This is a genomic window from Nitrospirota bacterium, assembly GCA_030645475.1.
Classification (GTDB): Bacteria; Nitrospirota; Nitrospiria; order Nitrospirales; family Nitrospiraceae; genus Palsa-1315.
In genome coordinates this window covers 103,485-127,207 of the sequence record JAUSMA010000069.1, presented here as the reverse complement: position 1 = coordinate 127,207, position 23,723 = coordinate 103,485, and the positions used below count along the sequence as shown (strand labels likewise).

Sequence of the window (23,723 nt, the reverse complement as noted above, 5' to 3'; positions counted from 1 at the left end):
CTTCTGATGGCGTATCTCGTGACACGTCATTCGTGAAGCGTCTGAATTTCGGATGAGACAGGCTTCACGCGTAACGATCGACGCAACATGGATTACCAAGTTTCAGCCAGAAAGTACCGGCCGGGCACGTTCGATGACGTGATCGGGCAGCCACATGTCGTGCAGACGCTGGTCAATTCCATCGCCACGAAACGTATTGCCCAAGCATATCTTTTCTCAGGTACCCGCGGCGTAGGGAAAACCACCGTCGCAAGAATTCTGGCCAAAGCGCTCAATTGCGAACGGGGGCAGACCGGCACGCCTTGCGGTACCTGCTCTAACTGTCTCGAGATTGCGCAAGGCACCTCCGTCGACGTCATGGAGATCGACGGAGCGTCCAATACAAGCGTGGACGATGTGCGCGAGATCCGTGAGAACGTCAAGTTCGCCGCATTTCGCGGGAAATACCGAGTCTACATCATCGACGAAGTACACATGTTGTCGAACTCGGCCTTCAACGCCCTCTTGAAGACGCTGGAAGAGCCGCCACCGCACGTCGTGTTCATCTTTGCCACCACCGAGATTCACAAAATTCCGGCGACAATTCTTTCTCGCTGCCAGCATTACAACTTCCGGCGCATTGCGCGGGCTGAAATCGTCGAGCGGCTGCGACATGTGGTCAATCAGGACCAGATCGTGCTCGAAGAGCGAAGCTTGATGGCGCTCGCCCGGGCCAGCGAAGGCAGTATGCGCGACGGGTTGAGCCTGCTCGACCAGGCTGTAGCGTTCGGCGGCAAGACAATCGTGCATGCGGATCTGGAAGCCTTGTTGGGTGCCGTTCCACAAGAGCTTGTTCGCGCTATGATTCAGGCGATTACGGCACAAGAAAGCGCCGGAGCGCTTCGCGTCCTGGCTCAACTGTTGGACCAAGGACATGATCTGCGGGCCTATTGTGCAGAGGTCGTCGAGTATCTTCGGAATATGCTGGTGGTATCGGTCGTGCCCTCGCCGCAGGAACAGCAGGGCTTAATCGAAGCGGCCGCGGAAGATCTTGCACAGATGGCAACCGATGCCCGCTCCTTCACGCCGGAGCAGCTCCAAGAGCTATTCGCCATTTTCACACAAGCCGAGGACTCGCTCAGGCTCAGCACGCATCCTCGGTTCGTGCTGGAAACAGCCGCGGTGCGTGCAACCAGACTGCTGCGTCGAGCGGAAGAAAAACCGGCGCAAGTGGTCCCGCCAGCCCAGACGGCACGCCCGACTCAGCCGGCTCCGGCCCGCACAGGCCCACCTCCTGCGCCAACTCGTTCTGCAGAGCCAACGCTCTCCTCTCCACCACCTCGAACGTCCCAGTCGACGCCGCCGCTACCGACCACTCCCATGCCCCTGAGGCCTGCCGTCACCACAAATCCGGCGCCTCCGCGAAGTCTTCCCACGAATCCTCCAACCGCCCGACCTCCTGTCCCTGCCGTCGAGGTAAACACTTCGTCGCCTTCGATAGCGCCTTCGGCTGAGGATGGACGAGCGGTGGTGACATTGAATTGGGAGCAGGTCCAAGAGGAAGTGGCGAATGTGTCTTCGAGAATTGCTGCCTTCCTGGAGCGAGGGAGATTTGTGGGCATAGACGGCCATGTCGTGACGATCGGGTTTGCCAAGCAAGCGACAGGGGCCCGAGGGATGATCGAGAACGCTGATAATATGGCGGTACTGACATCGATCTGCGAACGACTGAGCGGCCAAACGGTTCGGGTGCGGATCGTTGAATTGACCGAGTCTGATCCTCCGGGACAGACGATGGCGCAGCTCAGGGCGACGAAGGAAAAAGAGCAAAAACAGGTCCTGTTCGAGCAAGCAAAGGCACATCCGGTCGTCAAACAGGCCCTGGAAATGTTCGGCGCAGAACTCGCAGAAGTCAGGCCGGTAGCGAGCCAGAAGGAGGTCGAGACATGAAGAACCCGTTAGCGAATATGGGCAATATCCTGAAGCAGGCGCAGGCGATGCAGGCACAAATGGCCAAGGTGCAGGAACAAGCATCGGCGAAGACCGTAACTGGAACAGCGGGCGGTGGCAGCGTGACCGTCACGGCCAATGGGGCCATGCAACTGCTCGGCATCGTCATCGATCCCGAAGTCGTGAAAAGTGGGGACGTGGAGATGGTGCAGGATCTGGTCATGGCCGCGTCGAACGACGCCCTTCAGAAAGCTCGCGAGATGATGGCGAACGAAATGAAAGCCGTGACCGGCGGGATGAATGTTCCCGGACTGTTCTAGCGGGCAATTAACGTATGGCAGTTGATCAGCAAGGATTACTCGCACGGTTGGTGCGCGAATTAGTCCGTCTCCCCGGCATCGGACAAAAGACGGCGCAGCGATTGGCCTTTCACGTCTTGAAGGCCGAGCGTGAAGAGGCACTCCGCTTGGCTGAGGCGATTCGTGCCGTCAAGGATGGCCTCTCCTTTTGCCGACAATGCCGGAACATCGCCGAGGGGGAACTCTGTGAGTTTTGTCTCGACCCTAAACGGGACCAGACAAGAATCCTCGTGGTCGAAGAACCGAGTACGACCTATGCCATCGAGCGAGCAGGTGCGTACCGCGGCTTGTATCATGTGTTACTCGGCGCCTTGTCTCCGTTGGATGGAGTTGGACCATCCGATATTAGGGCTGAGGAGCTGGTCGATCGGGTGAAGCGTGGAGGCATTCAGGAGGTCATTCTCGCGACGAGTCCGACGATCGAGGGGGAGGCAACCGCCATCTATCTGACGAACCAACTCAAACCTCTCGGGGCCCGTGTTTCACGTATCGCCTATGGCATCCCGGTCGGGATGGATATCGAATATGCCGACGACGTCACATTGCTGAAATCGATCGAAGGCCGCCGGGATCTCTAGCAACCCCGCCCAGTATCTCCCATTGACCCCCCTCCAGGCCCCTGTTATAGTTTCTGACGTTCTAGACCTTTTACTCCTTAGGCAGGCTGCGATATGAAAGCAAGCCCTTCCACCAAGCGCATCTCGCCCACTCCCTCAGCGGCGAAACCGGTTGCTACTAAACGCAAAGCCAAGACATCGGCTCCTGGGGATAAATATGCGGCCATTCGGCGTGATCTCGAGCAACAGCGACGGATCATCTTAGCGGAAGCGGTCGAGGGCTTGGCCAATCCAAACGGGCAAGAGGCGCTCCCGGATGTGAGCGATCAGGCCTCTGCGGAAGCCGACCAGAATTTCTCGATGAGGATCCGTGAGCGCGAGCAACGGCTGGTCAAAAAGATAGACGAAGCACTTGGTCGAATCGACCAGAACATCTACGGCATCTGTGAGCGCTGCGAAGAAGAGATCCCCTACCCGAGACTCAAAGCCCGCCCAGTCACTACCCTCTGCATCGATTGCAAGACCCTCGAAGAGCAGGAAGAGAAAGCTCGGCGGTAAACGTCAGGATTTCCCTTCGCCACCGTTCATCAACGCAAGCGTGATCCACCGCAACACCATTTTGAGGAAGGGCACTAGTGTTTGAGTGCCTTCACTCGTTGCTGAACGAGGGCAATACGGCTAGCTTCATCGAGGATCCCCTCAACCAGCGCGAGGTAGGTCTCGTACTCGGCGAGGGCCCGCTTGGGGTTCGTGGACTCGATGGCTTCGGCTAAATTGTAGCGGGCAATGGCATAATTGGGTCGAAGCGTGACGGCTTTCTCAAATGACACGAGCGCATTCACCTTATCTCCCAGCTCGGTGTACACGGTGCCGAGGTTGTTCAGAACTTCTGGCGTGTTCGGTCTGATGGCCAACGATTGAAGCATCTCCGTCTTGGCCTTCTCCTGCTGCCCCTTCCCTTTCCATGCCTGGCCTAATTTGTGGTGAGCCTCTGCCAGCCACACCTTGTTCGTAAATCCGCTCGTGATCGCTTTCTGATAGGCATGGGCTGCGATATCGTAGTTCTGAGCCCCACAGTAGAAGAGTTGTGCCGTTTGCCCGCGCGCGAATTGCTGGAGCGAGGGGAAGGGCTCCTTATCCTCCGCCCCTTGACTGTCGAGCTGTTGCCCTGGCTTCTGCCCGCTTGGATGGCGCAGCCGTTCCAGAAACTCGCGCCGATAGGGTGAAAACAGGCGTACATAGGGGTCGATCGTCACGGAGGCCTGAAGCAGCGAGGGTTGTTCGCGTGAGCCAAGAACCAAGTACTGTGTCGTCGTTTTCTCGTCTCCGGTTTCGTATAAGGCGCTCGAATCCATACTCGACTTCGAAGACAGATTCGCCACGTTGAGATAGAACTCCAATGCCGGCTTCAGCATCGTCAAGGTCTGACGAAGGATCGGATAGGGATTAAGGTCAAGCCCTGATGAAAAGGTAAAAAGGGTTCCGATCAGCAGGCCATCTTCATCGAAAAAATAAGACTCATCGCCATGTGATGGGCTTCGATCGGCAGGAAGGATCATCTCCTGGCCGGAGCCCCAGACCTGAGTCTTTAAGGTAGCGGCGGGATGGGTCTTGAGGAAATCGAGTTTCGAGGTACAAAGCGTGATGGACTTGAGAAGGACCAGATCGCTTTCGGATGGTGGGAGATTCGGCTTGGGGACCTGAGCTTCGCAGGCACTCAGAGAGAGGATCATTCCTAGCCCACAGACCAGCCATAGGGAAACTGGTGCAGCATTGGGCGATTGCGTATCACGTGGCTTCAGACTCACGAAGGGAAGCATACACGAAACGTGGAAGGGTTTGCCAAGAGGTTATCGCCGCTGACTATCCAGCATTGAATCTTCGGTCGTATACCCGAACAAATACGGCAACTTGCTGGTGAGTGCGTATATCGGTCGATTCACGCCATAATCCATCGCGACCCCGACAGGGTGCAGCAAGAACCCGGTCCAGCGCCAGGGGTTATCGCTAGGGGCTGCTCCGGCCGCCACATCGGTGTAAACCAAGGATGTGGGGTCCATCACACTATAGATACTGGCTGGGGCGGTATAGCCTCCATCTGCGTCGGCCAAGGCCTGCTGCTGGCGATTTCCAGCACATCCGACTGCACTGGCCAGAAGGAGAATTCCTACGGCAAGAGCTGTTGTCCGCATTATTGACCTCACTTGTCTGGTACGGTTCAGGGCCTATGCTCACTCAACAGACTGAAGTGTAGCCGACCTCCCGGATTCTGTCCAGGCATGGGACGGTTCAAGCAACTCTATGAAAACCGAGAATTTTTGGGACAGAGATGAAGAAGACGTGGTGGGCGATACTGGTATCGAACCAGTGGCCTCTTCCGTGTGAAGGAAGCGCTCTACCCCTGAGCTAATCGCCCACAGGGCACGAAGTCTAGCATGGGCCAACCGAATGGATCAACAGAACGCTGGCGAGAGGCTAGGGACACGGGGCACAAGGCTATCGATATAATGATCGACCCATTGCCTCTCGCCTATCGCACAGTCGCCTTGACATCACTAAAACACGGTTCCTACAATGCCCCTCCTCTCACCTTTTCTCACGGAGTTTCACTCGCATGCGCGACGACATTGTCATTATCGGGGGCGGTCTGGCCGGATCGGAGGCAGCGTGGCAGGCGGCCAATCGTGGCGCAAAAGTAACGCTCTATGAGATGCGCCCAAAGGAAACGACGAAGGCCCACAAGACTGGCGGTTTGGCAGAGTTAGTCTGTTCGAATTCGCTCGGCTCTACGGATCCGATGAATGCTCCCGGCATTTTGAAAGAGGAAATGCGCCACCTCAACTCGCTGATTATCCGGGCAGCAGATGAAGCGCGGGTGCCGGCAGGATCGGCCCTGGCCGTCGATCGGGACCTGTTTTCGCTCAAGATTACCCAGGCGCTCGAAGGCCATCAGAACATTCGCATTCTGCGTGAGGAGATCACAGACATTCCAACGGACTGTCTCTGTATTGTGGCGACCGGGCCTCTGACCTCCGACAAATTGTCTCAGGCCATCGCGCAATTGACTCATACGAAACATTTATATTTTTACGATGCGATCTCTCCGATCGTGGATACGGATTCCATTAATATGGACGTCGTCTTCCTTGCCTCCCGTTATGGCAAGGGCGGAGACGACTATCTCAACTGCCCGATGGACGAAGCGACCTACAATGCCTTTTACGAAGCCTTACTGGCCGCGGAGAAAGTGCAACCGAAAGAATTCGAAAAGACCGCCTACTTCGAAGGCTGCATCCCCATCGAAGTGATGGCCGAGCGAGGCCGTCAGACCATGCAGTTCGGTCCATTGAAACCGGTGGGCCTGGAGAATCCCAAGACGGGGAAGAGAGCCTATGCGGTGGTGCAGCTCCGGACAGAAAACGCCCATCGTTCCTGTTACAACCTCGTGGGGTTCCAGACGAAGCTAACCTATGGGGAGCAGAAGCGGGTGTTTCGAATGATTCCAGGCCTCGAACAAGCGGAGTTTCTCCGCTACGGCAGCCTCCATCGCAATACCTTCATCAATTCTCCCTCTTTGCTGCGCAATACCCTCCAGTTCAAGGCGCGAGGCACCCTCTTCTTTGCCGGACAGCTGGTCGGAGTCGAGGGCTATGTGGACTCCGCCGCGATGGGAGGGTTGGCCGGCATCAATGCGGCTCGCGGTTTGGCAGGGTTGCCATTGGTCACCCCTCCACCCACCACGGCGCATGGCTGCTTGACGACCTACATTACCACCGCAGACCCTCGTCATTTTCAGCCGATGAATACGAATTTCGGGCTCTTTCCTCCCCTTGCCACTGCGACGAGAGATAAAGAGAGTAAGCGACGGCTCACAGGGCAACGGGCGCTTGAGGACTTGACGGCATGGATGACGCAATCCGAAATTTCATGACCTTCCTGAACCTGGAACGTCACGCATCGCCTGAAACCGTCCGCAACTATGGGTCGGATCTCCGACAGTTTCACACGTTCATGAAGGCGGAACGTCCCGGCCTCTCTACGCTCATTCCCTCTACGGTAACCACAGAGTCTGTTCGGGCCTATCTTCACTGGTTGGACCGCAAACATGAAAAGAGCACGTCGATAGCCCGAAAGCTTGCGGCTCTCCGCAGCTTCTATCGCTTTCTCCAACGAGAGGCCATCGTCGTCCTCAATCCTGCCGAGACCATCAGGACGCCGAAACAGCCGAAACATCTTCCGCGTGTGTTGACTAAGGACGACGCCGCTGCACTGATGGACTTTCCTGCCGGCCAAACAGGATCGTCCCTCCGGGACTGTGCGCTGCTGGAGACGCTCTATTCGACCGGGGCGCGCGTGAGTGAGCTCGTGGGGATCAACCTTGAAGATCTGCGGCTGTCCGAGGGACTGGTCCACCTGCGAGGGAAAGGCCGGAAAGAACGCATCGTACCGATCGGAGCTGTGGCCCTCAAGGCCATCCACAGCTATCGTGCGTCCTTGAAACCATCAGCCCTCAGCTCTCAACCATCGGACCCTGTCTTTTTGAATGTGCGAGGGGGCCGGCTGACGACTCGGAGTGTGGCTCGTATCGTAGCCTGTTATTCGAACCGGCTTGCCGGCGGCTCCGTGAGCCCCCACACGCTGCGGCATTCCTTTGCCACCCATCTCCTCGATGAAGGGGCCGATCTGCGGTCGATTCAAGAAATGCTGGGGCATGTGTCATTAAGCACAACACAGAAATATACGCACCTGGCGACGGATCAGCTCCTCGCCGTATACGACAAGACACATCCGCGAGCCGGTCGTTCGGCCAGCGGTCGTGTTATAAAAGACGACGAGGCATGATCGGAATTGGGCTGCAGCGGCCGGCATGGACGCCAGCCGCGAGATTTTCGCGTAACGGGAGCCACGCATGAATAAACTCATCAAGAAAGCGGACGTGCTGATCGAAGCGTTGCCCTACATTCGGACATTCAAAGGCAAAACCATCGTGATTAAATATGGCGGTCATGCCATGACCGATGCGGTCCTAAAAGAGCGCTTCGCCCAGGATGTCGTGCTCTTGAAATATGTGGGCCTCAATCCGGTCATCGTGCATGGCGGGGGGCCCCAGATCGACAAGATGCTCCACCGCTTGGGCATTGAAGCCAAGTTTCGCCATGGGGTGCGGGTTACCGATGATGCCACAATGGAAATCGTGGAGATGGTGTTGGCCGGTAAGATCAATATGGAAATCGTGGACCTCCTGAATCGCCATGGCGGCCTCGCAGTCGGTTTGAGCGGAAAGGACGGCGGACTCATCCTGTCTCGGCCACTCACGGCCAAAGCCTGGGCAGCGAGTCTGGAAAAAGATCTCGATGACGGCGATGGGGACGAGGATTTTGGCTGTGTCGGAGAAGTCCAGTCTATCGATCCCACGTTGGTACGGAAGCTCCAGCAGGATCACTACATTCCCGTCATCGCGCCAATCGGCACCAACCGTGAAGGGAACACCTACAACATTAATGCCGATCTCGTGGCAGGAGCGATGGCCGCCGCGCTCGGTGCGGAAAAGCTGGTGATGATGACCGATGTGAAGGGTATTCGCGATGCAAATGGACGCCATCTCTCCACGGTCTCACGCAAAGACGTGCAGCGGATGGTGAAGAAAGGCACGATCAGCGAAGGGATGTTGCCCAAGGTGCATGCCTGCCTGGATGCGCTGGGTGGCGGCGTCGGCAAAGCCCATATCATCGACGGTCGAATATCCCATGCCATTCTCCTCGAAGTATTCACGCGTAAAGGTATTGGGACCGAGATCACAGCGTAGTCGATTCATCCGGTCAGTCTCTTGTTGTGGCGAACCAGCACGTTCGAATCACCCGCCATCTTGAAGCCCTCGTGGGCGAGCGTCATCCTGAGACGAGCCCTCGCGCGCTTCGAAGGGCGGCGCATTATCTAGCCACGCAATTTTCCAAGTCTCAATGGTCCACCAGCAGCCAGTTCGTCAATGCCTGGGGCAAGACCTATCGCAATGTTGTGGCGACGAAATATCCTAGACGACCGAGACAGGGAGAGGCGTTAGCCCCACTCCTGATTGGAGCCCACTACGATACTGTATCCGGATCACCAGGCGCGGACGATAATGCCAGCGGACTCGTGGTCCTTCTCGAAGTGGCTTCATGGCTCAGCCAGACACCTCTTGCGCGACCGGTCTGGCTCGTCGCCTTCTGTCTCGAAGAACAAGATCGGTTGGGGAGTCAGGCCTTTGCGTCCCGCCTGAAAGAGGAAGGCCGTGAATTGGCCGGTGCCATTATCCTGGAATGTGTCGGGTTTGCCAGAACCGAGGCTGAGACGCAGCAGGCTCCACCAGGAGTCCCGATCGCAGTACCGACCCAGGGAGATTTTCTGGCCATGGTAGGCAACGAGGCATCCAAGGCGTTGGTGCTCCAACTTGAACAGGATGCCCGGCAACAGGAGCCCCGGCTCAAGACCCTGTCATTGCTCGTGCCAGGGCGAGGAGAGGACATCCCTCATACCAGACGCAGCGACCATGCCTCGTTCTGGGATGCCGGCTATCCGGCTGTGATGTTGACCGATACGGCAAATTTTAGAAATCCGCATTACCATCGTGAGACCGATACCATGGACACTTTGAATCTTGAGTTTCTCTCCAACGTAGCAGCAACCGTCACCGCTACTGTCCTTCACATCGCCGGAGCACGACCATGAAGACCAGCCGGACCAAACTGGCTCCCACGACTCGTCGTCTCGTGACCGAGGTCTATCATCGCCTCGACTATGGCGCGCTGGGACCGGTCTATTGTTATGAAGGCGGAGATGAGTTTTGGCTGGCGAAGCGGGGGCCCTGTGAGCGTCTCGGGAGTCGCGTCGCCGTGGTCTTGAGGCGAAAACTGCGACGGGGTGGCCGCAGCCTCTATGTCGGAGCCGGAGTGGCAGAACTTCCTGCATTGATGATGGAAATGCTGGAGCTGGATCGAACCGTAGAACCCTACAATCTCCGGAAAGCCGAGGTCTCGGCCCTCAACCCTGCCTGCCACTCGATTCCTCTGGCATTCCGTGCGGTCGATGCCGCAAAAGCGACGGGCCGATTCGATCATCTCTGGATGGTCAGCGTCTTGAACGACCCTGAGCGATTCCCCAATCTGTCGCCTCTCTCCTATGGACGAGGCGATGCGCTCACCCTCGACCCTGTGAAGTTTGAGAAAGAGCGCCGCATCGTACGGGCTTTGGTTTCCCTCTGTATGGGCAAGCTTGCACTCCCTGGCTTGGTCACGACGACCACAGAAGAAGTGATTTGGATTGCCGAGTGGTGCCACAAGCACCGAATTCCCTATACAGTTGGGAAGCGCTACTATCCGACTGCGCTGGTAGGAGATCCGATTTGCTTCATTCAAATCGGCAAGAAAAACTAGCGGCTGCTAAATTCTGAAGCCTGGTTTTGATTTTGACGTATTGTCTAAATACTGGCTGGCGTACTTCACATAGTTCTCCGCTGACGACTTAATCCAGGCAAGCTCTTCCGCTGTGACCGACCGTTTGACCTTTGCCGGTGATCCAAGGACTAGGCTATTGGGTGGAACGATGGTCTGTTCTGTGATCAAGGCACCAGCCCCGACGACAGAATCTTCTCCGATCACAGCGCCATCCATAATGATGGCGCCCATGCCGATCAGCACGCGATCGTGAATCGTGCAACCGTGGAGGATCACGCCATGGCCGATGGTCACCTCATTGCCGATGATGAGCGGATGGGTGTCGTGGGAGACATGCAACATGCAGAGGTCCTGCACGTTGGTCCGGTCACCGATCCGGATATAATGTACATCCCCGCGAATGACAGCATGGAACCAGACGCTGCACTGTTCGCCCAACACGACATCCCCGATGACGATCCCGGTCTCTTCGATAAAACAGGAGGTCGGGACAATGGGTTTGATGCCCTGAAAAGTGCGGATCATAGGCTACTGTAGGGGAATCGTCCCCTGACCTGCAAGAGGCGGTTGATTGACAGGCTTTTCAAGCGTCCCGTAGACTAGCCCCATGGCTACACGATTGATCACGCCCTCTCGCCCGAGCAAAAAGAAAACCACCATCGGCTTCGTCAACCTGGGTTGTTCAAAAAACCAGGTCGATTCCGAAGTCATGTTAGGCACCTTGGTGGCAGACGGGTTTGCCCTAACCGCCGATCCGAAGAAAGCCGAAGTGGTGATCATTAATACGTGTGGCTTCATCGAAGAAGCCAAGCAGGAGTCGATCGATACGATCATTGCGCACGGCAAACTCAAAGACAATGGATCCTGTCGCGTGTTGATTGCCGCCGGCTGTCTGGCACAGCGGTATCAGGGAGATCTCCTCAAGCAGTTGCCGGAACTAGATGGAGTGGTGGGAACCGGTGAGTTCGGAAAGATCGCGGAAATTTGCCGGGATCTCTTGGCGCCGAAAAAACGGCAACAACGGCTCTGGATCAGCGAGCCTCCCTATCTCTATGACGCAGATGCGCCACGGCTCCGTCTCGGGAAAGCCCATAGCGCCTATGTGAAAATCGCCGAAGGCTGTAACCGGAACTGTGCGTTCTGCGCGATTCCCTTGATGAGGGGCAAACAGCGAAGCCGACCCGTGGAATCGATCGTCGCCGAAGCCACGCGTCTCGCAGCAGAAGGCGTGAAGGAAATCAACCTCATTTCCCAAGACACCGTGAATTACGGCGTCGATCTTGGATTGCGCCAAGGCCTCACCACACTGCTTCGCGAGTTGGTGAAGGTGAAAGACCTCCATTGGATCAGGCCGTTCTATCTCTACCCGCAACAAGTATCGGACGACTTGTTGGATCTGTACGCGGGAGAAGAAAAGATCACTAAGTACATCGACATGCCGCTGCAGCACATCAACGATCGCATGCTCAAGCGGATGCACCGGCTGGGTGATCGGAACACCATCACCTCTCTCGTTGAGCGAATCCGGACGCGCATTCCCGCGGTTACGTTTCGCACAGCCTTCATCGTGGGATTTCCAGGGGAGACGGAACAGGCGTTCGACGAACTACGAAGCTACGTGGCAGAGGCCGAGTTCGATCGCGTGGCGGTGTTTTTGTATTCGGATGAAGAAGATACGCCGGCCCTTGGGTTAGACGACAAGATCGAACGGTCGGTCATGGACGAACGGCGGAACGAACTTCTGGCTGTGCAAGAAGAGATTGCGGCGGCCCGGGGCCAGGCCCGTATCGGCTCCATCATGGAGGTTCTGGTCGAAGGGGTTTCAGAAGAGACGGAATTGTTGCTCGAGGGCCGCCATGAAGGTCTGGCTCCGGAGATCGACGGCGTCGTCTATATCAATGACGGGGCAGCCGCGGCAGGGGACGTCGTCAAGGTCGAGATCACCGATGCGGCGCTGTATGACCTGGTAGGCCACATCGTCCCTTAGCAGGCTGCTGAAAAAGCCCACCCGCGTCGTTCTCGCCTCGAAAGCATCCTCAACGTAGCCAGGGGCTACGCCTCCGGTGCTTCCATCGGCTACGGCCTTGCTGGATGGCCTTTTTGAGCAGCCTGTTTGCACGACTGGCTGGATCGCTCCCTGTCTAAGACGCCTGAACTAACCACTCTATTTGGGAGCATTGCCCTACAATGGCACAGCGAAAAGAATCTGTTGTTCTTCTGATTCATTGCAAGGATCGAAGGGGCATTGTGGCCCGGGTCTCTGGTTTCATTCACGACTTCGGCGGGAATATCCTCGACTCGGAGCACCATACAGATGAAGAGACCAACGAGTTTCTCATGCGCATGGAGTTTGCCACAGAGGGCCTGCAGATTCCGGTCGATGAAATCGCAACCGCGTTCGCTCCGGTCGCGAAGACCTTCGAGATGCGCTACGAGGTTCGTCCCTCAAGCCGCCGAACAAGAGTCGCGATGTTGGTCTCGAAACAGGATCACTGCCTGGCGGACTTGCTCCAACGGCACAAACGCGATGAGTTGCACATCGATGTCCCCGTGATTATCTCCAATCACGACACCTGCGCAAGCTGGGCTGAACTCTTCAAGATTCCCTTCTCTGTCTGTCCTGTGACCAAGGAAACGAAACCCCAGCAGGAGCAAGCCGTACTCTCCCTCCTGAAGGACCATAATATCGAGCTTGTGGTCATGGCCCGCTACATGCAAATCCTCAGCGCCAGCTTTCTTGCACAGGTCGGCTGCCCGGTCATCAATATCCATCACTCCTTCCTGCCTGCGTTTATGGGCGCGAACCCCTATCGGCAGGCCTATGACCGTGGCGTGAAAATCATCGGAGCCACGGCACATTATGCTACAGAAGATCTGGATGAAGGTCCGATCATCGAGCAAGATGTCATGCATGTGGGCCACAGGGACACCGTTGACGACCTGGTGAGGAAGGGACGGGATCTGGAGGAGATTGTGCTGGCCCGCGCGGTGCGCCGCCACGTCGAACGACGGGTGTTGGTGTATGGCAGGAAAACCGTCGTCTTCGACTAGCAGGATACTGAAAAATCCCGCCAGCTTCGTTCTCGCCTCGAAAGCATCCTCGACGTAGCCCTGAGGCTACGCCTCCGGTGCTTTCATCGGCTGCGGCCTTGTTGGACGGACTTTTTGAGTATCCTGCTCAGTGGGCTTGCTAGATCCAGTAAGATCAAAGCAGGGGCGATGGGGCAGCAGAATGCTGCCCCATCGTTCTGATAATCGTCAGACCTTCGCGCTGAGGAACAATGCGTTGCCTCGCCGGTCGATCAGGATCAAGACATTCTCTCCCTTCTTCAGTCCTGACGAAACTTTCTCAAATTCCTTCACCGACTTCACTGGCTGCCGGTTGATTTCACGAATCACGTCACCCCGCATCACTCCGGCCTTTTCTGCGCTGCTCTCCGGTTCAACCGCGGTGACGACGACCCCCTGGGCCTTGCCCTTCACGCCTAGTTCCTTGGCTGTTTCCCGATCGAGGTCCTGCACCGCCACTCCAGCGAAAGCATAGTCGGTCTCGCCGCTCTCAACCTTGGCGACTTTTGTGCTGTCCGGTTGCTCGCCGATCGTCACGGTCACGTCTTTCTCATGGCCATCACGGATCACCCGGATAGTGACTTTCGTGCCCACCGCCGTCTTGGTCACCTGCCGTTGGAGCGACACCGCGTCTTCCACTGGCGAACCTTGATAGGCGATGATGATATCGCCTTGCTTCAGACCTGCTTGCCCTGCAGGGCCGTCGTCCTTCACGTCGCTGACGAGAGCCCCTTTCGCGTCTTTGAGGCTGAACGATTTGGCCAGTTCCTGGTTGAGATCCTGAATGGAGACTCCCAGGAATCCTCGTACCACCTTCCCATTCTTCACCAGGCTTTCATAGATCGGCTTGCTCATACTGGTTGGGACAGCGAAGCCTACACCCTGATACCCACCGGTCTGAGAAAAGATGGCGGTGTTGATGCCCACCAGTTCACCCCTGGTATTCACCAAGGCGCCGCCAGAATTCCCAGGATTGATGGCTGCATCGGTTTGGATGAAGTCTTCATACTGAGTAATGCCCATACGACCGCGGCCCAACGCGCTCACGATCCCGAGTGTCACGGTCGAATTCAACCCGAAGGGATTTCCGACTGCCAAGACATATTCACCAACCTGCAGTTTAGTCGCATCACCCCAGGAGACCGTAGGAAGGTTCTGTCCCTCGATCTTCACGACGGCCAGATCCGTTTTGGGATCGGCGCCAATAATCTTCCCCGTGAATTCCCTCTTGTCCGGCAACGTGATCGTGACGGTCCGTGCTCCGTCAATCACATGGTTGTTGGTGAGGATGTACCCATCCGGTGAAACGATCACGCCGGACCCCTGCCCACCGCCCCGATGCTCCCGTGGCTCGCCAGGACCAGGACCTTGCGGCCCGCGGAATCCACGAGGACCGGACGGTCCCCCCGGTCCGCCAAAGAACTCTTCCATGCGTTCCCGCAATTCGTCTGGTATGCCTCGACTATCCGACATCTTCTCGACGGTGACGGTTGTAATGTTCACCACAGCCGGTGTGACGGCTTTCGCCACTTCTGTAAAGCCATTCGATGGCGCGGAGCTCATCGTGAGAGCCACCGGCGTCGCCGTCGACACAGCGGGACTCGATGCATGGGAAGGAGCGAGCGATTGGCCTCCCCAGATCAACAGCGCGCTCAATGTTGCGACCGCTGCGGCGGTTCCAAGGGTCTGACGAACAGGCTGTCTCATAATTCCCTCCTTGCGATTGATCGACCGGGATAAAGACCGATGACGATGTTCGATACTCTGAACAAGGTATCAGTCGGCAATGAGAGGACGATTAGGAGGGGATTAGAAGTGGTTAAGCCGCACTATTCATGAAGGTTCGTCGCGAAAGCGTGCGGACGCACAGCGAGACGGGCACTCGGAGCGGTGAAGCCCTGAGGCATACTCGTGCAGTATGTCGAAGGGCTGAGCCGCGAGACTGCCTGTCGCAGCCGCGTCTCCGCGCTTGCAGCAGAAGCGTCATGAATAGTGTGGCTTATGCCGATGGAGAAACCAAAGGGAGCATCACGGTAAAGGTAGAACCTTCGCCAACCTGGCTCTGAACCTCGATCTGTCCTCGATGGGATTCGGCAATCCAGGCGCAAATAGACAGGCCAAGTCCCGTGCCCTTCTTGGTATGGGCTCGCGCATCATCGGTACGATAGAAGCGGTCAAAAATCTGTGGCTGATCTTCCTGCGCGATCCCGATGCCGTGATCGGTCACCGACACTCGCGCCTGTCCTTGGTAGATCGTCAACGCGATATCGACGGTGCCGCTGGGACGAGAGTACTTGACGGCATTATCGAGCAGATTCAGGAAAAGCTCGCGCAAGCGAAGTTCGTCTCCCAAGACCACGGCTGACGTCGTAGCGCTGAGCACGACCTGAATGTCCCGTTCCTGCCCTAGCAGGGAGGCTTGCCGATGGACGTCTTCGATGAGCAGATCCAATTGAACCGGCAGATGCTCCATCTTCACTTCGCCCATGTCCGCTCGTGAGAGAAAGAGCAACTCGTCTACAATCCGCGTCATGCGGTCGATCTCTTCGAGGTTACTCTCCAGAACGATTTTGTAGTCGTCCGTTTCGCGGGGACGTCGAAGCGCGAGTTCCGTTTCCCCCTTCATGACCGTCAACGGTGTGCGCAGTTCGTGCGAGGCATCGCTGCTGAACTGGCGGATCTGCCGAAAGGAGGTTTCCAGCCGGTCGATCATGTCATTGAATGTATTCGTGAGACGGCCGATTTCATCGGCGGAGGCCGGGGCCGTCAGCCGTTGAGTCAGATCACCTCCGGCAATGCGTTGCGCAGCCAGCGTAATGGCATCGACGGGGCGAAGGGCACGGCCCGCCATGAACCAGCCGCCGGCGAGCGACACGGCCAGCGCGACAGGCATACTCACTAATAGGACTAACAGGAGGCGGTTCAACGTATGCTCGACCGAGTCCATCGTGGTGCCGACCTGGACAATATAGAGCAGACTGCCCCGATAGATGATGGGAACAGAAATGAGGCGTAAGGGTGGTTCCTTGGGATACTTCGCGGATTCGAACAGCGTGTGGCCTGAGTAAGCCACTTCCAACGCCTGGCGGCTCAACGGCATCTCCTGTTGTTTGACGTTCGGCGAACGAATGGTGATGGTGCCGGAAGGACTGAAAATCTGAAAGAACTTGTCGATGCGCGCCAGTTCGGGGAACTGGGACATTAGTTCGGTTTCGTCGATGAGCGGGAGGAACCCGCGCTCTTCTAGCGACCGCACAGCCGCCGCCGCGGTTTCCTCCAGCGATTGATCGACCGCATCGCGGAGGCTTCGCGCGGTAATGACATACAAGATGGTTGAAAAGATGATGAGGATGAGCGCGAGGGCAGTGCCATACCACAGAGTGAGGCGGACGCGAAGCGGCATCAGTCGGCCTTCAGCATATATCCGCTTCCGCGAATCGTATGAATCAGCTTCTTCGAGCGTCCCCGGTCAATCTTGTTCCGGAGATAATTCACGTAGACATCGATGACATTGGTAAACGTGTCGAAGTCCTGATTCCACACATGTTCTGAAATCATGGGACGGGTCAAGACACGCCCCGTATGACGCATCAGATATTCGAGCAGCGCATATTCCTTCGAGGTGAGGTCGATCCGTTGGCCGTCTCTGGTCACCTCTCGCGTGGCCGGGTTCAAGACCAGATCGTCGATCTGGAGGACGCCGGAACCCTCGGTCGCGCCGCGGCGAAGCAGGGCGCGAATACGGGCGAGCAGTTCGTCGATGGCAAAGGGCTTGGTGAGGTAATCGTCTGCGCCGGCGTCAAGACCCTTGACTCGCTGATCGACTTGGGATTGGGCGGTCAGAATCAGGATGGGGGTTTGAATCTTGGCCTGACGGACTCCCTTCAGCACATCCAGGCCGGGCAATGACGGCAGCATCAAGTCGACGATCAGAAGGTCGTAGTTCGTGGCAAAGGCCATCTGAAGGCCCTTCGCCCCATCTTCACAGAGATCGACGGCGTAACTCTCCTCATCAAGCGCGCGCTTGATGAAACAGCCGACTTTCGTTTCGTCTTCAATAACGAGGATACGCATAGTATTCGCCGCGTGATTATACCAGAGCTCCGTCGACTAATCGCCTGCAGCTTACGTCGGCGGAAAGCGCGTGACGGTCACAGGTTCGTGGGTCAGCGCCGTTCCTTCGGGGGTCCGACGGATGAGGCTATGTTTCAACCAATGTTGATCGTCGCGGACGGGGTAATCCGACCGGTAATGGGCCCCACGGCTTTCCTGCCTCGCGAGCGCACTGGTAACGATGGTCTCCGCGACGTCGAGCAGGCATTCGAGTTCCAAGGCCTGCACAAGGTCCGTATTAAACACCTGCCCTTTGTCTTGCACCGTCATGGAGGAAGCGCGGTGGGTCAATACCGAGATGGCCGAGATCGCGGCAGACATGGACTCCTGAGTCCTGACGAGGCCCAGATTGAGACTCATCGTCTGACCGAGTTCCTCGCGAAGCTGCCAGGCTCGGACCGATCCCTCCTGTGCCAACAGACGCTGAACGCGAGCCTGCTCAGTAATGAGCTGGTCATTTTTGAGTGCCTGTGGCGCAACGGTGCGGACATACTCTCCGGCTCGAACCCCAGCGCGCCGACCGAACACAATTGTTTCAAGAAGTGAGTTGCCTCCGAGCCGGTTGGCGCCGTGTACACTGACACAGGCACATTCGCCGGCCGCATAGAGCCCGGCGATGCCCGTTTCGGTCCATTGGTTGGTGCGGACGCCGCCCATCTGATAATGCGCACCGGGGCGAACGGGAATGGGGGTCTCGATCGGATCGAGACCGGCGAATTCCATGGCAAGTGCCCTGATCTGGGGAAGCCGTTCGAGAATACGCTGGCGGCCAAGGTGCCGTAAGTCCAATAACACGCAGCCGTCGACCCCGCGGCCTTCGAGGATTTCTTGCCCGATCGCCAACGAAACGGTGGAGCGAGTCGCCAATTCCATCTGCTGCGGGGCATAGACTTTCATGAACCGTTCGCCCAGGGTATTCAGGAGGTAACCACCTTCCCCGCGAGCCCCTTCGGTGATGAGGATGCCCGTACCCTTCAGGGTGGTGGGGTGGAATTGGACAAATTCCATATCCGCTAATGGGGCACCGGCACGGTACGCGAGCGCCATACCGTCTCCGGTATTGATCACGGCGTTCGTGCTCGTCAGGAAGACACGTCCGCTGCCTCCTGTGGCCAAGATGACCGCTTTGGCTCTGATCGCATGCAGCCCCCCATGGATCAGGTCCCAGGCCACGACACCCCGGCAAACACCGTCTTCCACGATCAAGGTCGTGACGTACCATTCTTCATACACCGCGATACGCCGCTTGAGCAGCTGTTCGTACATCGCATGCAGGATGGCATGCCCCGTACGGTCGGCGGCGTAACAGGTCCGGGGAAAACCCGCTCCACCGAACGGTCGCTGGGCGATACGTCCCTCTTCGTTTCGACTGAAAATGACCCCGAGGCGTTCTAATTCGAGAATATCCTCAGGCGCTTCGCGGCACATGGCCTCGATGGCATCCTGATCGCCGAGATAGAGCCCTCCCTTGGTCGTGTCATACGCATGGGCTTCCCAGGAGTCGTCTTCTCCCAGTGCCGCGTTGATGCCCCCTTGGGCGGCCACGGAATGGCTCCGGACCGGATGGACCTTCGACATCACGGCGACGTCGAGGTCTGGCGATGCGGCCACCGCCGCCCTCATCCCTGCCAGACCGGCTCCGATAATCAGAATGTCGTGTAGTTTCATGGTGTCTGCACGTCCAGCAGAATGCTGAAAAAGCTCGCCAGCGTCGTTCTCGCCTCGAAAGCATCCTCAACGTAGCCACGAGGCTACGCCTCCGGTGCTTTCATCGGCTGCGGCCTTGCTGACGAACTTTTTGAGCATCCTTCGTGGCCGTTCCATTCTTATCTCGGACGTACAGGCTATCGATCTCTTATTCATATACCTTGTCCTCTGATGGCCCGACGAGCCCCTTATCCTACTTATAGCCTGCACTCATACGTGACTCTCAGCTTGAAGGCAAGTCTGGAACACTTGATCCGACCCTTGGAGAATAGGGGGAGAGCATGATACTCTGCTGGCCGCAAAGGGGGCCGGCCATAGACCAGCGCGCTCCACAGACGCCACTTACTCCGAAGGACAAGACGAACGCCATGGCCACACCGGACTTCCTCAGCCCCACCGACACCTTCATCCATCGCCATCTCGGTTCCACCGACGCAGAGGTTCATCACATGCTGGCGACGCTCGACCTGCAGTCGCTGGAGGAGCTGAGCGAGGCCATTGTGCCTGCGGATATTCGCCTGCGAAACGAATTGGACCTACCGCTGCACCGCGGCGAGCAGGCCGTGCTGCAAGACATCCGCTCCATCGCTGCAAAAAACCGGCTTTACCGATCGTTGATCGGCATGGGTTATCACGACTGCCTCACACCCGGCGTCATCCAACGCAACATTTTCGAAAACCCGGCCTGGTACACCCAGTACACGCCCTACCAGGCGGAGATCGCCCAAGGCCGCTTGGAAGCCCTCGTGAATTTTCAAACCGTGGTGGCCGACCTCACTGGCTTGCCCTTAGCCAATGCGTCGCTCCTGGATGAAGCCACGGCTGCGGCAGAGGCCATGGCGATGTGTCTCGCCGTCTCCCGTTCGTCCGGCCTTGAGCGGACAGAGTTCTTCGCCTCACAGGATTGTCATCCGCAAACCATTGCGGTGATGCAAACGCGGGCGGAGCCCCTCGGTATGACGCTGCGCATAGGGCGGACGCAGGCCATCGACTTCTCCAATCCTCAGCTGGCCGGCATTCTACTCCAGTACCCGGCCACCGACGGCTATGTTGGAGACTACAGTGCGCTCGTATCCCGGGCCCACGCGGCCGGAGTGCTGGTGGTGGTGGCCACCGACCTATTGGCCTTAACCCTGTTGAAGGCGCCGGGAGAATTCGGGGCCGATATCGCCATAGGCTCCAGCCAGCGATTCGGAGTCCCGATCGGATTCGGCGGCCCCCATGCCGCATTCCTTTCAACGGCTGAGACTTTCAAACGGCAGATGCCTGGACGCATCGTCGGAGTGTCCAAAGACGTCACGGGGAAACCGGCCGCCCGACTCTCGCTGCAGACCCGCGAACAACATATCCGGCGTGAGAAGGCGACGAGCAACATTTGTACGGCGCAGGTCCTCTTGGCCATTATGGCCAGTATGTATGCGGTCTACCATGGGCCGGAGGGCTTGCGGCGGATTGCCGAGCGCGTGCATGGCTTGGCCGTGCTCCTGTCGGCGGGGCTGCGTCAGCTCGGATTCGATGTCGGAGCGGAAGAGTACTTCGATACGATTCGGGTTCGACTGACGAAGATGCAGTCTGAGCCCATTTTGCTCAGGGCCAACGAAGCCGGCATCAATCTTCGCCGACATGAGGACCACTCGATCGGGATTGCCCTGGATGAACTGAGCTCGGAGGACGAAATCCAACGCCTGATGGAAATCTTCGTCGGCCATGACCGTCTGCCGTTTCAGGTAAGAGACTTGTGCCAGAACGTCACCACCGGTTTCCCAGCGCATCTCGCCCGCACCAGCACGTACCTGACCCATGAGGTCTTCAATCGTTACCACACCGAACATGAGATGCTGCGATATATCCATCGCCTCGTAGCGAAAGATCTGTCGCTCGTCCATTCGATGATCCCGTTGGGATCCTGCACCATGAAGCTGAATGCGACGTCCGAGATGTTACCGGTGACCTGGCCGGAGTTTTCACGGCTACATCCTTTTGCCCCAGCTGACCAGACCAAGGGGTATCAGGAACTGTTCCGTCAATTAGAGTCCTGGTTGGTGGAGATCACGGGGTTTTCCGCCGTCTCCTTGCAGCCGAACGCAGGTTCGCAGGGCGAATATGCGGGACTGATGGTGATCAGGGCCTATCACCGGAGCCAGGGTGAAACACATCGAGACGTCTGCTTGATTCCCGTATCCGCGCACGGCACGAATCCGGCCAGTGCGGCCATGGCTGGCATGACGGTGGTCGTCGTTGCCTGCGATCGTCAGGGCAATGTGGATTTAGCCGATCTTGAAGCGAAGGCGGCCCAGTATCGAGATCGGCTCTCGGCCCTCATGCTGACCTATCCTTCGACCCATGGCGTCTTTGAAGCAGGCGTGCGCCGCATCTGCCAGATCGTTCATACCCATGGCGGGCAAGTGTATATGGATGGCGCCAACATGAATGCCCAGGTGGGACTCTGCCGCCCTGGCGACATCGGCGCAGATGTGTGCCACCTCAACCTGCATAAGACGTTCTGTATCCCCCATGGAGGGGGCGGTCCCGGGATGGGGCCGATCGGTGTGGCTCGCCATCTGGCCCCATTTCTTCCCGGCCATCCGGTCACGAAGTTAGGCGGCCAAGAATCCATCGGACCGGTATCGGCGGCGCCCTATGGCAGCCCCAGCATCGTCACGATTTCCTGGGTCTACATCGCCCTGATGGGACGGGACGGATTGACCAAGGCGACGCAGGTGGCCATCTTGAACGCGAATTACATGGCCAAGCGGCTGGAAAAATATTACCCCATTTTGTACAGGGGAACGTCCGGGTTCGTCGCGCACGAGTTCATTCTCGACCTTCGTCAGTTCAAGGAGACTGCGGGAGTCGAAGCGATGGACGTGGCGAAGCGATTGATGGATTACGGGTTCCATGCTCCCACGGTCTCGTTTCCGGTTGCCGGGACACTCATGATCGAGCCGACTGAAAGCGAATCCAGAGCCGAGCTGGACCGGTTCTGCGAGGCGATGATGTTGATCCATGCCGAGATCCAAGACATCGTCGAGGGCCGCCAGCCCCGCACGAACAATCTGCTGAAGAACGCCCCACATACGGCGCAGGTGGTGACGGGTAATGAATGGGCCAGGCCCTATAGCCGTGAGCAGGCCGCGTTCCCCGCTTCCTGGGTCCGCGACCATAAGTTCTGGCCCAGCGTCAGCCGGATCGACGAAGCCTATGGAGACCGGAACTTGATCTGTACCTGTCCACCGATAGAGGCCTATTCCAGCTAGCATGCTATTGATAAAGGCCGCCAACGGCGTTCTCGCGGCGCGGTAATTTCTTGATAACCCGCTAGTCTTCTCCCGATCCCGTTCATGGAACCCCCTGCCAGAGCAATTCCCCCTCCTTTGGGGCATTGTGATACGACCGGCCAGTCAGCGATAAAGGAGCCTGACCAATTCTCACGGTGAGGCCTATTCCATGTCGAATATCTTGAATCTGAGTGCCCACACGACCGACGAAGATCTCAAACACCTGACCACCCTGTTGCTGTATCACCTCGTTGAACAAAACGGCGGTCAGGTGCAGTTCAAACTGGAAGATGCCCATCGCGTTCGCGAGAACCTCGCAACCAAGATGGTGCAAATGCAGGTGGGAGATGAAGTGCGGTTAAAAATTATCAATCGTCTTCCGGAACTTTCTTAAATTTCTGCTCAGCTTTATTTTTCGTTAGATCCCGTTATAGGCACATGCCTCTAGACTGCCGGTAACGATAAACTCACCGACGTCAATCAGGCAGAGGCTATCCGCCTCCGTTCCCCTCGGACCGATTTTCCTGGTCATGCGAGGGGGAATTCTTCGAATTCCCCCTCGCGGAAGCGGTTAGTTTCCGCCTTCCTACCTTCCAAACCCTCGGCGAGTTCCCGTTCACTGGATAAGGTCGACAGTCAACCTCCCAATCATTGGGGAGCTCCATCGCTGGATAGATGTTGAGCTTTGCAGTAGACTTGCTCGTCAGTGGACAGGTAGAGGCTGTCTTTCTCGGAAAGAGGCATATCGCAAACAAATTACCAAGCTAGGTATTCATGAAACTATTTGCTGTTGTGTGTGTCCTTGCTACAAGCTTCGCGTCATTGGCAACTGCCTCCGAGGATACATTTTCACGACTCGTTGGCTCCCGAAGTCTTCAATGTACGTTGGGGCCTGGCGCAAGCGTGGACTGGAAGAGTGGCAAGCCATTTATGAAAGAAGATAAATTTGATGTGGTTCTGCAATTTGATTCAATCGATTTTAAGGCCAAGAAAGCTCGCCTAATCGGTAATCAGGGAGCTTCTGATGTCGCCGCGTTAGTGACATCCGCAGGAGTGACTTTTATCGAAGAAACAGGCTTTGGGAATATTGCGGTAACCACTGTGTTCTCTGATTATGCAAAGGGAACGCGTGATTTCGTGGTTGTGCACTCTCGCCACATGGGTGGCCTCGGCTCACCCATACCAAGCCAGTACCACGGCACTTGTAAGGTCTGGGAGTGAGAGCATCTTTTGACCTGATTCACACACCTAGATTCTCAGCACGCTAAGCGCGCTAGA

21 protein-coding genes and 1 tRNA gene are annotated in these 23,723 nt (G+C 57.2%); 14 read left to right on the top strand and 8 right to left on the bottom strand.

Annotated elements, in window-relative coordinates; all coding sequences use genetic code 11:
- Positions 1-87 precede the first annotated feature (87 nt).
- The 4 genes from dnaX to Q7U76_15610 all read left to right on the top strand — a co-directional run bounded on the left by dnaX (position 88) and on the right by Q7U76_15610 (position 3,403).
- The gene (gene dnaX / locus Q7U76_15625) at positions 88-1,929 is read left to right on the top strand and encodes a DNA polymerase III subunit gamma/tau (protein MDO8357813.1); all 1,842 of its coding nucleotides are present in this window, start codon (positions 88-90) and stop codon (positions 1,927-1,929) included.
- Positions 1,926-2,249: a YbaB/EbfC family nucleoid-associated protein gene (locus tag Q7U76_15620; protein MDO8357812.1), complete on the top strand. Its 324-nt coding sequence runs from the start codon at positions 1,926-1,928 to the stop codon at positions 2,247-2,249. The genes dnaX and Q7U76_15620 overlap by 4 nt, the downstream gene beginning before the upstream one ends.
- Before the next feature lie 14 nt (positions 2,250-2,263).
- A complete protein-coding gene (gene recR / locus Q7U76_15615; protein MDO8357811.1) occupies positions 2,264-2,866 on the top strand; it encodes a recombination mediator RecR in 603 nt (200 codons plus the stop codon).
- 93 nt (positions 2,867-2,959) lie between these two features.
- Positions 2,960-3,403: a TraR/DksA C4-type zinc finger protein gene (locus Q7U76_15610; protein ID MDO8357810.1), complete on the top strand. Its 444-nt coding sequence runs from the start codon at positions 2,960-2,962 to the stop codon at positions 3,401-3,403.
- A gap of 74 nt (positions 3,404-3,477) precedes the next feature.
- Here Q7U76_15610 and Q7U76_15605 read toward each other — a convergent pair whose 3' ends face one another.
- The 3 genes from Q7U76_15605 to Q7U76_15595 all read right to left on the bottom strand — a co-directional run bounded on the left by Q7U76_15605 (position 3,478) and on the right by Q7U76_15595 (position 5,261).
- Complete coding sequence (locus Q7U76_15605; protein MDO8357809.1) at positions 3,478-4,578, bottom strand: hypothetical protein; 1,101 nt, start codon at positions 4,576-4,578, stop codon at positions 3,478-3,480.
- A gap of 117 nt (positions 4,579-4,695) precedes the next feature.
- Positions 4,696-5,037: a hypothetical protein gene (locus Q7U76_15600; GenBank protein ID MDO8357808.1), complete on the bottom strand. Its 342-nt coding sequence runs from the start codon at positions 5,035-5,037 to the stop codon at positions 4,696-4,698.
- Positions 5,038-5,186: 149 nt separating this feature from the next.
- A tRNA-Val gene (locus tag Q7U76_15595) sits at positions 5,187-5,261 on the bottom strand.
- A gap of 198 nt (positions 5,262-5,459) precedes the next feature.
- Between Q7U76_15595 and trmFO the strand changes: the two genes are divergently transcribed.
- From trmFO to Q7U76_15570, 5 genes are all read left to right on the top strand, one after another.
- Positions 5,460-6,776: a methylenetetrahydrofolate--tRNA-(uracil(54)-C(5))-methyltransferase (FADH(2)-oxidizing) TrmFO gene (gene trmFO / locus Q7U76_15590; GenBank protein MDO8357807.1), complete on the top strand. Its 1,317-nt coding sequence runs from the start codon at positions 5,460-5,462 to the stop codon at positions 6,774-6,776.
- Positions 6,749-7,687 (top strand): tyrosine recombinase XerC, encoded by a 939-nt coding sequence (locus Q7U76_15585; GenBank protein MDO8357806.1) that lies wholly within the window; start codon positions 6,749-6,751, stop codon positions 7,685-7,687. The genes trmFO and Q7U76_15585 overlap by 28 nt, the downstream gene beginning before the upstream one ends.
- Positions 7,688-7,754: 67 nt before the next feature.
- Entirely contained in the window at positions 7,755-8,651 is an 897-nt protein-coding gene (gene argB, locus Q7U76_15580; GenBank protein MDO8357805.1) for an acetylglutamate kinase, read from the top strand.
- A gap of 26 nt (positions 8,652-8,677) precedes the next feature.
- Positions 8,678-9,553 carry a M20/M25/M40 family metallo-hydrolase gene (locus Q7U76_15575; GenBank protein MDO8357804.1) on the top strand — a complete coding sequence of 292 codons (876 nt, stop codon included), beginning with the start codon at positions 8,678-8,680 and terminating at the stop codon, positions 9,551-9,553.
- Positions 9,550-10,257 carry a hypothetical protein gene (locus tag Q7U76_15570; GenBank protein MDO8357803.1) on the top strand — a complete coding sequence of 236 codons (708 nt, stop codon included), beginning with the start codon at positions 9,550-9,552 and terminating at the stop codon, positions 10,255-10,257. Before Q7U76_15575 ends, Q7U76_15570 begins: the two co-directional genes overlap by 4 nt.
- Positions 10,258-10,263: 6 nt before the next feature.
- On the opposite strand, the gene Q7U76_15565 is transcribed toward Q7U76_15570, so the two are convergent.
- The gene (locus tag Q7U76_15565; GenBank protein ID MDO8357802.1) at positions 10,264-10,803 is read right to left on the bottom strand and encodes a gamma carbonic anhydrase family protein; all 540 of its coding nucleotides are present in this window, start codon (positions 10,801-10,803) and stop codon (positions 10,264-10,266) included.
- A gap of 82 nt (positions 10,804-10,885) precedes the next feature.
- On the opposite strand from Q7U76_15565, the gene rimO reads away from it, so the two are divergent.
- Positions 10,886-12,265 (top strand): 30S ribosomal protein S12 methylthiotransferase RimO, encoded by a 1,380-nt coding sequence (rimO, locus tag Q7U76_15560; protein ID MDO8357801.1) that lies wholly within the window; start codon positions 10,886-10,888, stop codon positions 12,263-12,265.
- Between the two features lie 200 nt (positions 12,266-12,465).
- On the top strand, positions 12,466-13,329 hold the full coding sequence (gene purU, locus Q7U76_15555) for a formyltetrahydrofolate deformylase (GenBank protein MDO8357800.1): 864 nt from the start codon (positions 12,466-12,468) through the stop codon (positions 13,327-13,329).
- A 207-nt stretch (positions 13,330-13,536) separates the two neighbouring features.
- Here purU and Q7U76_15550 read toward each other — a convergent pair whose 3' ends face one another.
- From Q7U76_15550 to Q7U76_15535, 4 genes are all read right to left on the bottom strand, one after another.
- The gene (locus Q7U76_15550; GenBank protein ID MDO8357799.1) at positions 13,537-15,054 is read right to left on the bottom strand and encodes a DegQ family serine endoprotease; all 1,518 of its coding nucleotides are present in this window, start codon (positions 15,052-15,054) and stop codon (positions 13,537-13,539) included.
- A 292-nt stretch (positions 15,055-15,346) separates the two neighbouring features.
- The gene (locus Q7U76_15545; protein ID MDO8357798.1) at positions 15,347-16,750 is read right to left on the bottom strand and encodes a heavy metal sensor histidine kinase; all 1,404 of its coding nucleotides are present in this window, start codon (positions 16,748-16,750) and stop codon (positions 15,347-15,349) included.
- The gene (locus tag Q7U76_15540; protein ID MDO8357797.1) at positions 16,750-17,421 is read right to left on the bottom strand and encodes a response regulator transcription factor; all 672 of its coding nucleotides are present in this window, start codon (positions 17,419-17,421) and stop codon (positions 16,750-16,752) included. The genes Q7U76_15545 and Q7U76_15540 overlap by 1 nt, the downstream gene beginning before the upstream one ends.
- A gap of 51 nt (positions 17,422-17,472) precedes the next feature.
- A complete protein-coding gene (locus tag Q7U76_15535) occupies positions 17,473-19,128 on the bottom strand; it encodes an FAD-binding protein (GenBank protein ID MDO8357796.1) in 1,656 nt (551 codons plus the stop codon).
- Between the two features lie 407 nt (positions 19,129-19,535).
- Between Q7U76_15535 and gcvP the strand changes: the two genes are divergently transcribed.
- The 3 genes from gcvP to Q7U76_15520 all read left to right on the top strand — a co-directional run bounded on the left by gcvP (position 19,536) and on the right by Q7U76_15520 (position 23,666).
- Positions 19,536-22,424, top strand: a complete 2,889-nt coding sequence (gcvP, locus tag Q7U76_15530) for an aminomethyl-transferring glycine dehydrogenase (protein ID MDO8357795.1) — start codon at positions 19,536-19,538, stop codon at positions 22,422-22,424.
- 190 nt (positions 22,425-22,614) lie between these two features.
- Entirely contained in the window at positions 22,615-22,839 is a 225-nt protein-coding gene (locus Q7U76_15525; protein ID MDO8357794.1) for a hypothetical protein, read from the top strand.
- A gap of 536 nt (positions 22,840-23,375) precedes the next feature.
- Entirely contained in the window at positions 23,376-23,666 is a 291-nt protein-coding gene (locus tag Q7U76_15520; protein ID MDO8357793.1) for a hypothetical protein, read from the top strand.
- The last annotated feature ends 57 nt before the right edge of the window (positions 23,667-23,723 follow it).

Bases quoted from the DNA above. Each gene is read 5' to 3' on its own strand.
- Q7U76_15610 (MDO8357810.1), top strand. From the start codon at position 2,960: ATGAAAGCAAGCCCTTCCACCAAGCGCATCTCGCCCACTCCCTCAGCG.
- recR (MDO8357811.1), top strand. From the start codon at position 2,264: ATGGCAGTTGATCAGCAAGGATTACTCGCACGGTTGGTGCGCGAATTA.
- purU (MDO8357800.1), top strand. From the start codon at position 12,466: ATGGCACAGCGAAAAGAATCTGTTGTTCTTCTGATTCATTGCAAGGAT.
- Q7U76_15585 (MDO8357806.1), top strand. From the start codon at position 6,749: ATGGATGACGCAATCCGAAATTTCATGACCTTCCTGAACCTGGAACGT.
- gcvP (MDO8357795.1), top strand. From the start codon at position 19,536: ATGGCCACACCGGACTTCCTCAGCCCCACCGACACCTTCATCCATCGC.
- dnaX (MDO8357813.1), top strand. From the start codon at position 88: ATGGATTACCAAGTTTCAGCCAGAAAGTACCGGCCGGGCACGTTCGAT.
- Q7U76_15570 (MDO8357803.1), top strand. From the start codon at position 9,550: ATGAAGACCAGCCGGACCAAACTGGCTCCCACGACTCGTCGTCTCGTG.
- Q7U76_15520 (MDO8357793.1), top strand. From the start codon at position 23,376: ATGAAAGAAGATAAATTTGATGTGGTTCTGCAATTTGATTCAATCGAT.
- Q7U76_15620 (MDO8357812.1), top strand. From the start codon at position 1,926: ATGAAGAACCCGTTAGCGAATATGGGCAATATCCTGAAGCAGGCGCAG.
- Q7U76_15600 (MDO8357808.1), bottom strand. From the start codon at position 5,037: ATGCGGACAACAGCTCTTGCCGTAGGAATTCTCCTTCTGGCCAGTGCA.
- Q7U76_15550 (MDO8357799.1), bottom strand. From the start codon at position 15,054: ATGAGACAGCCTGTTCGTCAGACCCTTGGAACCGCCGCAGCGGTCGCA.
- Q7U76_15605 (MDO8357809.1), bottom strand. From the start codon at position 4,578: ATGATCCTCTCTCTGAGTGCCTGCGAAGCTCAGGTCCCCAAGCCGAAT.
- Q7U76_15535 (MDO8357796.1), bottom strand. From the start codon at position 19,128: ATGAAACTACACGACATTCTGATTATCGGAGCCGGTCTGGCAGGGATG.
- Q7U76_15525 (MDO8357794.1), top strand. From the start codon at position 22,615: ATGTCGAATATCTTGAATCTGAGTGCCCACACGACCGACGAAGATCTC.
- Q7U76_15565 (MDO8357802.1), bottom strand. From the start codon at position 10,803: ATGATCCGCACTTTTCAGGGCATCAAACCCATTGTCCCGACCTCCTGT.
- Q7U76_15545 (MDO8357798.1), bottom strand. From the start codon at position 16,750: ATGCCGCTTCGCGTCCGCCTCACTCTGTGGTATGGCACTGCCCTCGCG.
- rimO (MDO8357801.1), top strand. From the start codon at position 10,886: ATGGCTACACGATTGATCACGCCCTCTCGCCCGAGCAAAAAGAAAACC.
- Q7U76_15540 (MDO8357797.1), bottom strand. From the start codon at position 17,421: ATGCGTATCCTCGTTATTGAAGACGAAACGAAAGTCGGCTGTTTCATC.
- trmFO (MDO8357807.1), top strand. From the start codon at position 5,460: ATGCGCGACGACATTGTCATTATCGGGGGCGGTCTGGCCGGATCGGAG.
- argB (MDO8357805.1), top strand. From the start codon at position 7,755: ATGAATAAACTCATCAAGAAAGCGGACGTGCTGATCGAAGCGTTGCCC.